Source organism: Bradyrhizobium japonicum USDA 6, assembly GCF_000284375.1.
GTDB classification, from domain to species: Bacteria; Pseudomonadota; Alphaproteobacteria; order Rhizobiales; family Xanthobacteraceae; genus Bradyrhizobium; species Bradyrhizobium japonicum.
The window spans coordinates 7285668-7298074 of record NC_017249.1 but is presented as its reverse complement, the minus strand read 5'-3'; the positions used below and the strand labels follow the sequence as shown (position 1 = coordinate 7298074).

Genomic DNA, 12407 nt, shown 5'->3' with positions numbered 1-12407 from the left:
GCGGGCTCAGAGCGAGCTGCCGCCGCAGATGACGAGCTGCTGTCCGGTGATGGTCGCAGCCTCTGGCGAAAGCAGGAACGCTACCGCGTGCGCGACTTCCTCCGGGCGAATGAAGCGGCCGATCGGCGGCAGTCTTGGCGCGACATTGGCGCGCGTCGGGTCTTTCAGCATCGGTGTCTCGGTTGCGGCGGGCGCAACGACGTTGACCGTGACGCCGCGCGGCGCGAGCTCGATGGCCCAGGATCGCGCGAGCGCCACCAGCGCCGCCTTGGTCGCGGCATATTGACTGCGGCCGGCTGCGCCCGACGCGGTTCGGCTGCCGATGAGGACGATGCGTCCTCCATTCTGCAAGTGCGGCGCCAGCGCGTCGGCGAGACGCGCAGCGACATCGACATGCAGCCGCCACATCGTGGTGCCGTCGTCATGGTCGAGCGATCCGAGGCCGCCGACCTTGAGCATGCCGGCCGCGTGAACGAGCGCGGTCGGCGCGATGCCGGCGACGGCGTTCGCGATGCCACCGACCTCTGCGAGATCGAGCGAGAGGTGATCGAAGGCCGGATGGTCGAATGGCGCGGGACGGCGGCTGATGCCGGTGACGCGCCAGCCATCGCGGAGCAGGCGCTCGACGATGGCAGCGCCAATCCCTGAACTGGCGCCGGTGACCAGTGCGTGCCTCTTCTCCATGATCTCAGCCCCGCTTCACCCATGGCTCGGTCACGCGCACATATTTGATCGCGCGGCGATGGAAGGTGAAGGCCATGTGGATCGCCCCGTCGGCGGTCTCCTTGACCGAAGGGTAGGACAGTTCGCGATTGGTCTGATCGCGCGAATTGTTGGTCATGCAATAGCCGTCACCGGTCTCGACATTGCGCTTGCTCCACGTCCGCCCGCCGTCGGCGGAAACGGCCAGCGTCATCGGCGCCCGCGGCGCGCCCCAGAACGCGGTGCGTTCATCCGTTCTTTTGCCGTCGCCGGCGAGCACGGGCGGCAAATCGTCCTCGATCTCGTCATAGAGCGAGAGGCGGCGCCCGGTCGCATCCCTGGCGCTGGAGTCGTTGAAGACGAGCGCGAGATGACCGTTGCCAAGCCGCGTGACCTGGATCGAGGAGTTGTTGTTCGGCAGCACGGTCTGGACCGGCGCCGACCAGGTGCGGCCGTGATCGGTGGAGCGGCTCTGATAGATGGTGTCCGCCCAGCGGCTGCGGTAGAGGGCAATCAGCGAGCTGTCGTCGAGCCGCGCGATGCACATATGCACGCAGCCGCGGCTGCCGGGGACATCGACGTCGCGCCAGGTCGCGCCGGAATCGGACGAGATCTTCACCGCGCTGGTGTCCTCGTCGCCGTTCCATTTCCGTCCCGGCGTGCTGTGGCAATAGAACACCGGCAGCAGCCAGTCGCCATTGTCGAGCGCGACGATCGGCTGCCGGATGAAGGTGCCGCGGCCGCGCTGCTCGGGAAACAGCGTCTCGATCGGGCCCCAGCTCTTGCCGTTGTCGCGGGAGAGGCGGCGGCGGATCAGCGCGGTGTCCTGGTTGCCTGCCAGCTGCGCCGTCCACATCAGCCACAGCGTGCCGTCAGGTGCGGGAAACAGCACCGGGTTCTGCTCCGAACGTCCGCTGTCGTCGGACAGCTTTTCGGCGGGAGACCACTGTGTCGCGCCGCGCGCGAGGCGCGAAAAATAGACCGAGATGTCCGACATGCCCTCCTGCGTGCCGCCGAACCAGACGCAGGCCAGATCGCCGTTCGCGAGCGGCATCAGATTGGCGGCGTGGTTCTGCACGCAAGGCGAGGGAATGAAAGCGTCGGACCGGTCGGGATCGCCGGCGGTCGGGCGAACGACGCCATCGGCGTCGATCCCGACGTCGGTGGTCACGATCTCGGTATCGGTGATCATGTCGAAGTCCTTTCCATCAATGCATTTGGCTGCGGCGTCGTGGCGGCGGCCGGAGCGCGGCCCATCACCAGGCGCTCGACCGCCATCACCACCAGCGGCGTCGCGGCCGCGACATACATGTTGTCGATGCCGAAGGGGTTGCCGAGCATGTACCAGGCCGTCGTCGAGATCGCCGCGCCGATCAGGCCCGCGGTGGCGCCGCGGTTGCTGGCAAACAGCGGCAGATAGAATCCCATCATCGCGATGATGGTGATCGACAGGCGCAGCGCCCGCGTGAAGAACGACAGCTTGAGGATTTCCGGAATGAAGAAGACGAAGACCAGCGGCGCGATGCCGATCGCCACCGAGAACAGGCGGGTCATCTTCAGCTCCCGCTCGGGCGTCGGTTTCCAGTAGGGGACGTAGAAGTCGCGCACCACCAGCGAGGCGATCGCGAGCGCAACCGTGCAGACGCTGACGAAGATCGAGGCGACGAGCGAAGTCGTCACGAAAGCGGAGGCCAGCGGCGGCATCTTCTCCAAGAACACCGGCAGCGCGTAGAGGCTGTTCATGTCGGGATAGAGGAATTTCGCCGCGACGCCGATCAGGGCGAGCAGGAATCCGAGCGGCAGGCAGAACGCCGCCGCATAGAAGGTGGCCCTGCGCGCGTCGTCGGCGCTCGGCGTCGAGGAGATCGCCTGCACGATGAACTGGGTCGAGAAGATCGCGCCGACGGTGCCGAAGGTCCAGGCGAAAATGGTCGCAAAGCCGATCTTGCCGTCCCAGCTGAAGTAATAGGCGGGCAGCTTGGCCTGGATCGGCGCGATGCCGCCGGTCAGCGACATCGCAACCGAAAATATGATGACGATACCGACGACCTTGATGGCGCTGTGCAGGATCGTCACCCACGCGACGCCCTTCAGTCCACCAAACACGTAGTAGAAGGTGCTGACCACGGCGATGATGCACATCGCAACGGGCATGCTGACATGCAGTGCGGTGGCGATCGCGGCCGCGCCGCTCACGTAGTTGCCGACGTTCACGAGCAGCAGCGCGTAGATCATGATCACCGACACCGTGAGCATGGTCGACTTGCCGTATTTCTGCGCGATCGCCGCCGAGATGGTGTATTCGCCGGAACTGTAGAGCTTCTTCACCATCAGGAGCCCGAACAGCAGGAAGCCGATCGAGGCGCCGAGCACGGCCCACCCCGCCGCCATGCCCGACTGGAACGCTTCCTGGGCCGTGCCGACGGTCGATTTGGCGCCGACGAATTCGGACATCATCAGCACGCCGACGACCACCGCCGGCATCGCGCGTGCGCCCGTCATGAACTGATCGCTGGTCCTGCTGCGCAGTTTGAGCGTGAGCCAGGACGTGAAGGCGATGTAGGCGACGATCATTGCGACGATGAGCGTGCTGTCGCCGTTGAGGATGGCTTGCATCGATGACGTTTCCTCTGGTGACGCGGATGCGGCGTTGTGAGCCCGCTTGATCCCGCTGCAGGTTGTTCGGAATGCGAACAATTGTTCTTTAATTTCATTATTCCTGCCCGCACGGCCCGCGTCAAGCGCGCGCGACGGTGCGGCGCTGCAACGCGCACGCGCGGGCAGTCATCGCCGCTGAAAGTTCAAAGGGTTGCAGGCCAGAGAAAAATTGGCGGTGGGACAGTGCGGCGGGACGGACGGCGCAGGGCCAACGTCATGCGCAGGGAATCCGGGGCCCTGCCGTTTTCGGGGTCAGTTCGACTTCAGCGCCGCCTTGGCGACCTCGGCCATCCAGCTGGAGGCGACCGGCAGAATCGCGTCGTTGAAATCGTAGCGCGGGCCGTGCAGCTCGGCGCCGTCGCGCAATTCACCGTTGCCGATCCAGGCGAAGGCGCCGGGGCACTGCTTGAGATAGAAGGCAAAATCCTCGCCGGCCATGCTCGGCGCGAGATCGCGTCGCACCTCGGTCTGCACCCTCTCCGCGGCGAGGCGCGCCAGGCCCGCCTCGGCCGGCGTGTTGACCACCACGCCGACGCCCATGACGATTTCGGGCGTGACCTTGACGCCGAAGGTCGTTGCAATGCCTGCGCAGATCTGTTCGATCCGCGCCAGGATGACGTCCTTCACCGCATCGCGATGATAACGCAGCGTGCCGCCGATGGTGACGCGTCCCGCGATCTGGTTGCGCGCCGTGCCGCCTTCGAGCGTGCACAGCGAGAGCACGGCGGTGTCGAGCGGATCGATGCTGCGCGACACGACCGATTGCAACGCCACGATCAGGTGTCCCGCCGCCATCACGGGATCGCGGGTCAGATGCGGCATGCCGGCATGTCCGGCATGGCCCTCGATGGTGATGCTGACGCGTCCGCCGGAGGCCATCACGACGCCGTCGTGGACCGCGATTGTGCCGGCTGCGAGCCCCGGCCAGTTGTGGAAGCCGAACACCCGCGTCATCGGAAAGCGGTCGAACAGGCCCGCGCCGACCATCGCGCGCGCGCCGCCAAGTCCTTCCTCGGCCGGCTGGAAGATGAAATCGACGGTGCCGCTCCAGCTGGTGTCGGCCACCAGCAGCGCGGCCGCGCCGAGCAGCGAGGCGGTATGCCCGTCATGGCCGCAGGCATGCATCACGCCTGATGTCGTCGAGGCGTAGGGCAGGCCGGTGTCCTCGGTGATCGGCAGCGCATCCATGTCGGCGCGCAGGCCGACGCGGCCCTGCGCCGCCCCCCGCGTCAGCGTCGCAACGACGCCGTGGCCGCCGATGCCCGCCTCGAAGGGAATGCCGAGCTCGGTGAGCTTCTCCTGCACGAAGGCAGAGGTGGCCTTCTCGTGGAGGCCCAGTTCCGGATGCGCATGCAGATGCCGGCGCCACTGGGTCAGTTTCTCGTGCAGCTCGGGTGTCAAGGTTGGTGTCTCTCGGATTGTGGCGGCTATCGCCACCATAACCGATTATCCGCCGGCCGCATCAAGCCCCTCGGAATGCCTCTCGTGCAGCAATGCGTCCCTACGGTGAGAGCTTCGCCAGCCCGTTCCAGTCGAAGCTGATGCCATGGCCCGGCCGGTCCGGTGCCACGGCCTTGCCGTCCGCGAGCACCAGCGGGTGCTCGATATACTTGTCCAGCCCGAAACCATGCGCTTCCAGGTACGAGCGGTTCGGGCAGGCCGCGAGCAAATGCACCGTGATGTCGTGCGCGCCGTGGCTGGTGACCGGGAGATTGAACGCCTCCGCCAGCCGCGCGATCTTCATGAACGCGCTCACGCCGCCGCAATTGGTGACGTCAGGCTCGGGATAGGACACCGCGCCGGCGACGATGTAGTTCTTGAACTCCCACAGCGAGCGCAAATTCTCGCCGGCCGCGATCGGCACGCCGCCGGCCTGCATGATGCGGGCATGGCCCGCGACGTCGTCGGGGATCACAGGCTCCTCGAGCCAGGTGAGGTCGTAGGGGACGAAGGCGCGGGCGGCGCGGATCGCCTCCTCCACCGTCCATTTCATGTTGGCGTCCGCCATCAGCGGAAAGCCGTCGCCGAGATGTTGCCGCATCGCCGCGACGCGCGCGACGTCGGATTTGAGATCGGGCCGGCCGACCTTCATCTTGATGGCGCGAAAGCCCTTGGCGAGATTGCCGTCGGTCTGCGCGAGCAGCGCCTCGACGGAGAGATCGAGGTCGATGCCGCCGGCATAGCAGGGCACCTGCGCATCGAAGCCGCCGAGCAGGCGGAACAGCGGCAATTTCGCGCGCCGCGCCTTCAGGTCCCACAACGCGATGTCGAGCGCGGACAGCGCCAGCACAGCCGGTCCGCCGCGGCCGCCATAATGCAGGCCCCACCAGACGTGATGCCAGATCGCCTCGGTGTCGTCGGCCTCGCGTCCCTCGACCAGCGGCGGGATCTCGCGTTTGAGGATGTCCGCAGTCGCCCCGCCATTGCGTCCGACCGTGTAGGTGTAGCCGACGCCTTCGGCGCCGTCGGCATCGCGGATGCGGCAGGTGATCAGCTCGAACGCCGCGATCTCGCCATGCGTGGAGTCCGACAGCGTGACGGGGAGGGGGATCCGGTAAAGGGCGGATTCGATATTCGTGATGCGCGGCATGTTTGCTCCCGATTTTTCTTTTTGGTTCGTCGTTCGTAAGGTAGGCAGCATTGTAGATGTGCCAGACGCGTCCGCAACGCGTAACAAGGCCGCGCGGCGCGGGTGATCCCGCTCACCGTTTGGTGGCGAAATAATTGATGCTGATCGAGGCCCGATGCGGCGACGTTCGCCACACCGACATCTCAAGCGCTTCGCCGCTGCCGGCGCCGACATGCCAGCTCGCCCGATGATGATTGTCGTCGTTGGACGGCTCGTCGATCCGCTCGCGAGCCTTCAATGATGTTTCGATCAGCCCGGGCAGCGTGTCGGCCGAGACGCCGACGGCCGACACCGTGCAGGTCACGCTCGGACCATCGTCAGGTCCTGCGAAATAGACCGTCATGCTGCCGAGCCTCTCGCCCCGCCTGATAAGCTTCGCCGAGTAGAGAATATCAATTTTAGGCCCACGTTCCATCTCGGCCGTGATCGGGCCGCCGTCACTGACAAAACCCAGCCCCCCTGCGATGCGCTCAACCTGGCTCGGCGTGGCTGGCTTGGGCGCGCAAATCTTTGCGAAGAGATCAACCAGCAAGGCGCTGTTGTCCTCTTCCGCGCCAGCCGCGCTCGCAAGCGCCAGAAGTGCAAATCCCGCGAGCGCGACCCGAACCACGCGTCTCACCGCATCGTCGCGAGCTGCACGGCCAGCGCGCAGGCGCGGTCGTATTCGTCGAGGTTGATCCACTCGTCGATCGTGTGCGCCTCGTTCTGGCCGGCACCGAAGGTCACGGTGGGAACGCCGTGGCGGACCATCCAGTTGGCATCGAGGCCGCCATTGGCGGTGCGGACGTTCGGGGTGCCGCCGACCGCGGACACCGCCTCGACCGCGCGTCTGACGACCGGAAGGTTGTCCTTCATGCGGAACGGAAAATAGTCGGTCTCGGCCTTGAACTTGACCTTGCCGGATTTGCCCTGCGCGTTCGTCACCTTCTTGGCGGCCTTCTCGAACGCGGCCTTGTAGGCCTTGGTGATCTCCTTGAAGAACTTGCCGTCGTGGCTGCGGCTCTCGCCGCGCACATGGACGTAGTCGGTGACGACGTTGGTGGCATCGCCCGCGGGGCGGCCTTCGCCGCCGGTGACGGGGCCGACATTGCTGGTGCCTTGGCTCTTGCCCTTCACCACCTTGCCGAACCAGCCGCCGGCCTTCACGTCCGCGAGCGCGAGCGCCATGATCATGGTCGAGGAGATGCCGCGCTCCGGTGCGACGCCGGCATGCGAGGCGCGGCCGAAGATCTCGACATTCCAGCGGTCCGCGCCGACGGCGCCGATGATGACGTTGGAGGCCGAGCCGCCGTCATAGTTGAAGGCCATCGCCGGCGAGCCGAGTTCGTCCAGCTTGACGTGGCGGGCGCCGTAGAGCCCGCTCTCCTCGCGCACGCAGAACAGCAGCGTGATCGGGGGGTGATCCAGCTTCTGCTTGGCGAGCTCGGCGGCCAGCGTCACCAGCACGCCGCAGCCGCAGCGGTTGTCGCCGCCGAGCGCGGTCTTGGCCTCGTTGACGATCTTGCGGCCGGATTTCTTCGGCTTGGCGCCGGCACACAGCGGCACGGTGTCCATGTGGGTCATGAACATGATGCGCGGCTGGTTGTGCAGCGCGCCGCGCCCGGGCAGGTCGACGATCAGGTTGCCGGTCTCGGTCGGCACGGGAATGCGGGTGTTGGCGTCGTCGAGCCTGATAGCCTTGGCCGGCACGCCGCTCTCCTTCAGAGCGGCCGTGAGCTCCCGCCCGATCGCCGCCTCCTGTCCGGTGACCCCCTCGACGGCGAGGAAGCGCATGAGGCGATCGGTGGCGGCTTTGGTATCGACAGGCATGAGATGGTCCTTTGATGCACGGTACGCGTCAGCATCCTTCGCTGCGCCGTGTTTCGCAAGGCCTCTCGGACAGTCCGGTGAGTTTTAGGGCGGGGCAGGGACGACCGCATCAAAGCCACGGCGGCTGTTTGCGGCGGCGCGCCGAACACGACGCGCCGCCGACGCTTTCGGCACACCAATCAGTATCGGGCGACGAGCGGCGCGCCAGCCGTGTTGAATCGCCAGTTCACGCCGAGCATGACGGTCTGCATGTTCTGCCGGACGCTGGCCGGGAAGAAGGGAATGCCGGCACATCCGGGATTACCGGAGCAGTTCAGGGTGTAGCCGTTCGTGCCAAAGTCGAAATAATTGTACTCGGCCTTCAGCGACAGATTTGGCAGCAGCGCATATTCGAGGCCGGCACCGACGACGAATCCCGTCACGTCGCGCGAACCCTTGAAATCAACCGAGAGGGCGGCGAAATCGGTCTGCGTCATCTGATGGTTGAAGTGGGCGAAGGCGGCGCCGCCCTTGGCGTAAAACAGCACGCGATCGAAGGCGTAGCCGATGCGGCCCGTCGCGGTGGCGACGCGATCGAGCTGGGTCGTCAGCAGGAAGCCGATGGCGCCGCCCGGAATCAGTGTCGTGCTGGTGTCCTTCATGTCGGCCCAATCGAACTGGCCTTCGACGCCGACCACGAGCGAGCCGACCTGATAGTCGCAGCCCCCTTGCACGCCGGCGAGCCAGCCGCTGTTGTGATTGGCGGTGAAGTCTTGCCCGACGATGGGCTGCTGCTCGTTGACCCCGCGGCCGCCGCCGACATTGCCGCCGACATAGCAACCGGTCCAGGAGAAGGCCGCGGCCGCGGGCGCCGCCTTGTACGGCATCGTCACGTCCGCCGCCATGGCCGAGGTCAACGTCGAAACGGCCAGCGCAATGGCGCTGAAAAGGGTCTTGGTGGTCATGCGAGGATTTTCCTTCAACTAACGGCAATGGCCTGAAGCGCATCGTGCGGGTCGGCATCGCACAGGCCAGCGACTTCACTTGGTGAGTTTTCCGACTTCGCGATCGGGTCACACTATCCGGCGAGTCACGCGGCGGCTGTACCCACTGGGCCACAGCGGAAAAACGGCCACTGCAGGTTGCGACTTTTCACAGAGGCTGGCGCGACAGGAAGAATCGGAAAGTTCGGTGACAGTGCGCTGAGCGGGGCGTAGCCGGCTGACTGCTCGCGACGTCATCGGCAGGGAAAATGAAGCATCCCCTGCGCCACGCTGTTGTGCGGGGCTGCTTCACGCAGCGCGCGTATAGGCCAGGAAGATCAGCGCACCCAGAAGTAGCGCCGCCGCCATGAACAGCAGCACCGCCGGCAGCCCCGCGAACGCCGCCACCGCGCCTGTCATCGACTGCATCAGCGCCGCGCCGAGGAAGAAGGCGAGGTTGATCGCCGCGAGCGCCTTGCCCGCCGTTTGCGCATCGACCAGCTGCCGCGACATGCCGAACAGCAGCGGCTGGGCGGAGGTCGCAAGGCCGATGAGCACGAACAGCACGAGGTCGTATTGCGGCGGCATCACGGGCACGCCGAACAGGATCGAGACCGCATAATGCGGCGCCCCCAGCGCCATCAGCGCCAGCAGCAGCGCCCCGACCAAATGCGTGCCCGCCACCAGCTCGCGGCGGCGACTGAGCCCGCGGTCGATCATGCCGATGCACAGGGGACCTGCGATCATCGCCAGCGTGAATGCGCCGAGCTGGTTGCCGGCCTCGACCCGCGTCAGTCCCTTGATCTCCATCAGCCAAGGTCCGCCCCACAGGCCGCGCAGCACCAGCGAGGTCGCGAGCGACACCAGCGCCAGCGCGATCAGGCCACGCAGGGGGCGCGAGAATCCGAGCCTGAGCACCTCGATCATCTGCGACAGCGGCGAGGATTCGTCCTTGTGCTCGGCCGGCTGCCTCGGCACCAGCAAGAACACGGCGAGCGCGACGACGACGCCGCCGAGCGCGGAGATCCAGAATCCGGCGCGCCAGCCGTAATGATCGACCACGAAGGCGAGCGGGCTCGACGACAGCAGCATGCCGATATTGCCGATCGAGAGGATCGCGCCGGACCACAGCCCGAACCGCGCCGCCGACAATTGCTTGGCCGCCAGCGTCATCGGGCACATCAGCATGCCCGATGTCGCGATGCCCAGCATCACCTGCCCGACCGCGAAACTTTCCGGCCCCGTCGCGAATCCCGACGCGATGGCGCCGATCACGGTTCCCATAAGCAGGCTCAGCGACACCGGCCGGACGCCAAAGCGATCCATCGCCGCGCCGACCGGGATCTGTGCGGCGGCAAAGGCAAAGGGATAGACCGAAGTGAGGCTCGCCAGCGCCTGCGGCTCGATGTGGAAATCCGCCGCCATCAGGTCGAGGCTGACGGCGGGAATCGTGCGCAGCAGGGTCGAGAGCATGTGCCCGCAGGCGAGCGCAAGCAGCGCAAAGATCAGCGCGCGGGTGCCATCTCCCGCGTTATCAGTGGCAACCGCACTCATCAGCGTCCCGTCCCGGCGAGGGTTTCGGCCGGGTTACACGATTGGCGGGACTGTGCCAATGGGGGGGGGGCCGGTCCGGTGCGCGATGCTTTATGTCTTCCGGAGCCCCGCTGATCGAGCCAGGTCCTGCGTCGATGCCGCTGAAACTGCGATTCGTCGTTACGTCGTCAGTTGATGACGAACGCTGTTCAATTCCTGCATTCCGATTTATCGAAGCACAGGTTCGATTGCTCGAGTCTGGAAAAGTCCTCTGTTGCAATGAATACGAGAAGTCCGAGCAAGACCATCGCCGCGATGTTGGAACGCATGCTGGGGCGGTTCTCGACAGCGGCGCGATGGTGTTCGAACTTCGAGAGGTCGAGCATGCGCAAAATGTTGCCGGGCCGTGCATCATCAACCGGATCTCTGCCGCCTCCCGATCGCGTTCGAAACGGTACGACATTTCCCCGGTGGTTCGGTTGATCAGCCTTCATCTCGCGCCTCGTTCCCATCAAGCAGCGCTCGCTGGATTTCAATGATAAGGCCTGGCTTGAGGCGAGCGATCCTGAAATTCGCGAGCGCTGGCGCAATTCAGCGTGATGCCGCGGTGACCACTCACGTCTCTCCATTTCGTTTCTGTTTGTTTCTGCCTGTCCTTCGTTGGACGGCTTTGATTCACCGACTGCGTCTTGCAGCGAGCCAACATGAAAATTTGTACAGATTCTCGCACGCGATCGTCATTTTGACGCTGGGATTTTGTCCGCGATACTTCCAATTCGAGGCGGCGGTTTCACCTGCAATCAGTCGGCTTATCTGAAGCTTATCTGAAGGCAGGTACAAACAGTTAGAGGGCCATCAATTTGTCAACGCGACCGAAGCTCAGCGTTGCGCTGTTTGGAATCCTTGCAATAGCCGCGGTGGCCTATGGCGTATGGTATGAGCTCCTCGGGGGCGTCAAGCCGGCCGCGGCGGCCGCCCAGAGCGCTGCCAGTCAGGCCGCGGTGAAGATTCCCGTCACCTCGTTCGTGGTGAAGAAGGCCGACTTTCCCGTGCGCGCCTACGGACTCGGAGTCGTCTCGCCGTTCAAGACGGTGACGGTCAAGAGCCGCGTCGACGGTCAGATCATCAAGGTGTTCTTCAAGCAGGGGCAGATGGTGAAGGAGGGCGATCCGCTTCTGGAGATCGATCAACGCCCCTTCACCGCGGCTCTCGAGCAGGCGGTGGCGAAGAAGGCCCAGGACGAGGCCAATCTGAGGAACGACCGGTTGAACCTGGAGCGATTTCAGAAGCTCGCGAAGCAGCAATTCGAAACCCAGCAAAATCTCGATACCCAGCAGGCCCTGGTCGATCAGATGACCGCGCAGGTGAAGGGCGACCAGGCCGCCATCGACAATGCGCAGACCAATCTCGGTTACACCTCGATCAAGGCGCCGATCAGCGGACGAACGGGTTTCCGGCTGGTCGACCCCGGCAACATCGTGCATGCCGCGGATACGACGGGGATCGTCACCATCGCCCAGTTGCAGCCGATTGCCGTGCAGTTCACGGAGCCTGAAGAGCAATTGCAGGCCATCGACAAGGCCTTTGACGCCGGCGAGGTGCCCGTCGAGGCGCTGACCTCGGACGGAACCAGGACGCTGTCGCAAGGCAGGCTCGTGGTCATGGACAATTCGGTCAACCAGGCCACCGGGACCATCAGCCTGAAAGCGCGCTTCGACAACAAGGACAACGCGCTGTGGCCCGGCCTGTCGGTCACCACGCGGATGCTGATCGATACGCGCAAGGACGTCATCGTCGTGCCGCAGGATGGCGTGCAGCACGGGCCGTCGGGTCTGTTCGCCTATGTGATCGGCGACAATGGCAAGGTCAGCGCCAGGCCGATCAAGGTCAGCCAGAGCGGCGACGCGAATGCCGTGGTCTCCGAAGGCCTGCACGTCGGAGACAGGATCGTGGTGGCCGGGCAGTCGCGCCTGTTCGATGGTGCGCTGGTCGAGGAAGCGGATGCGGCCGCTTCGATTGCACCGACGACAAATGCCAGCGCCGAGGTCTCTCAGGCCAAGAGCGGAACCACGGGCGGAACCACGAGCGGAACCAAGACCGGATCGGCGGACTGA

Annotated in this window: 11 protein-coding genes; 2 read left to right on the top strand and 9 right to left on the bottom strand. The window is 65.3% G+C overall.

Features of this window, described 5'->3' with window-relative positions:
• Positions 1–6: 6 nt before the first annotated feature.
• The 9 genes from BJ6T_RS34120 to BJ6T_RS34080 form a co-directional block, all read right to left on the bottom strand.
• Positions 7–684 (bottom strand): SDR family NAD(P)-dependent oxidoreductase, encoded by a 678-nt coding sequence (locus tag BJ6T_RS34120; protein ID WP_014497143.1) that lies wholly within the window; start codon positions 682–684, stop codon positions 7–9.
• A gap of 4 nt (positions 685–688) precedes the next feature.
• Entirely contained in the window at positions 689–1894 is a 1206-nt protein-coding gene (locus BJ6T_RS34115) for a sialidase family protein (protein WP_014497142.1), read from the bottom strand.
• Complete coding sequence (locus tag BJ6T_RS34110; RefSeq protein WP_014497141.1) at positions 1891–3318, bottom strand: sodium:solute symporter family protein; 1428 nt, start codon at positions 3316–3318, stop codon at positions 1891–1893. The genes BJ6T_RS34115 and BJ6T_RS34110 overlap by 4 nt, the downstream gene beginning before the upstream one ends.
• Before the next feature lie 294 nt (positions 3319–3612).
• A complete protein-coding gene (locus BJ6T_RS34105) occupies positions 3613–4761 on the bottom strand; it encodes an amidohydrolase (protein WP_014497140.1) in 1149 nt (382 codons plus the stop codon).
• A 100-nt stretch (positions 4762–4861) separates the two neighbouring features.
• Positions 4862–5950 (bottom strand): mandelate racemase/muconate lactonizing enzyme family protein, encoded by a 1089-nt coding sequence (locus BJ6T_RS34100; RefSeq protein ID WP_014497139.1) that lies wholly within the window; start codon positions 5948–5950, stop codon positions 4862–4864.
• Between the two features lie 112 nt (positions 5951–6062).
• Positions 6063–6608: a hypothetical protein gene (locus BJ6T_RS34095; protein ID WP_014497138.1), complete on the bottom strand. Its 546-nt coding sequence runs from the start codon at positions 6606–6608 to the stop codon at positions 6063–6065.
• A complete protein-coding gene (locus BJ6T_RS34090) occupies positions 6605–7798 on the bottom strand; it encodes a M20/M25/M40 family metallo-hydrolase (protein WP_014497137.1) in 1194 nt (397 codons plus the stop codon). The genes BJ6T_RS34095 and BJ6T_RS34090 overlap by 4 nt, the downstream gene beginning before the upstream one ends.
• A gap of 179 nt (positions 7799–7977) precedes the next feature.
• The gene (locus BJ6T_RS34085; protein ID WP_014497136.1) at positions 7978–8742 is read right to left on the bottom strand and encodes an outer membrane protein; all 765 of its coding nucleotides are present in this window, start codon (positions 8740–8742) and stop codon (positions 7978–7980) included.
• Between the two features lie 327 nt (positions 8743–9069).
• Positions 9070–10314, bottom strand: coding sequence for an MFS transporter (locus BJ6T_RS34080; RefSeq protein ID WP_014497135.1), 1245 nt, complete (start codon positions 10312–10314; stop codon positions 9070–9072).
• A gap of 134 nt (positions 10315–10448) precedes the next feature.
• Here BJ6T_RS34080 and BJ6T_RS46170 point away from each other — a divergent pair, with 134 nt between their 5' ends.
• Positions 10449–10832: a hypothetical protein gene (locus BJ6T_RS46170; RefSeq protein WP_141379174.1), complete on the top strand. Its 384-nt coding sequence runs from the start codon at positions 10449–10451 to the stop codon at positions 10830–10832.
• A 321-nt stretch (positions 10833–11153) separates the two neighbouring features.
• A complete protein-coding gene (locus BJ6T_RS34075; RefSeq protein WP_014497134.1) occupies positions 11154–12407 on the top strand; it encodes an efflux RND transporter periplasmic adaptor subunit in 1254 nt (417 codons plus the stop codon).

Bases quoted from the DNA above. Each gene is read 5' to 3' on its own strand.
- BJ6T_RS34120 (WP_014497143.1), bottom strand. From the start codon at position 684: ATGGAGAAGAGGCACGCACTGGTCACCGGCGCCAGTTCAGGGATTGGC.
- BJ6T_RS34115 (WP_014497142.1), bottom strand. From the start codon at position 1,894: ATGATCACCGATACCGAGATCGTGACCACCGACGTCGGGATCGACGCC.
- BJ6T_RS34110 (WP_014497141.1), bottom strand. From the start codon at position 3,318: ATGCAAGCCATCCTCAACGGCGACAGCACGCTCATCGTCGCAATGATC.
- BJ6T_RS34100 (WP_014497139.1), bottom strand. From the start codon at position 5,950: ATGCCGCGCATCACGAATATCGAATCCGCCCTTTACCGGATCCCCCTC.
- BJ6T_RS34090 (WP_014497137.1), bottom strand. From the start codon at position 7,798: ATGCCTGTCGATACCAAAGCCGCCACCGATCGCCTCATGCGCTTCCTC.
- BJ6T_RS34085 (WP_014497136.1), bottom strand. From the start codon at position 8,742: ATGACCACCAAGACCCTTTTCAGCGCCATTGCGCTGGCCGTTTCGACG.
- BJ6T_RS34080 (WP_014497135.1), bottom strand. From the start codon at position 10,314: ATGAGTGCGGTTGCCACTGATAACGCGGGAGATGGCACCCGCGCGCTG.
- BJ6T_RS46170 (WP_141379174.1), top strand. From the start codon at position 10,449: ATGCCGCTGAAACTGCGATTCGTCGTTACGTCGTCAGTTGATGACGAA.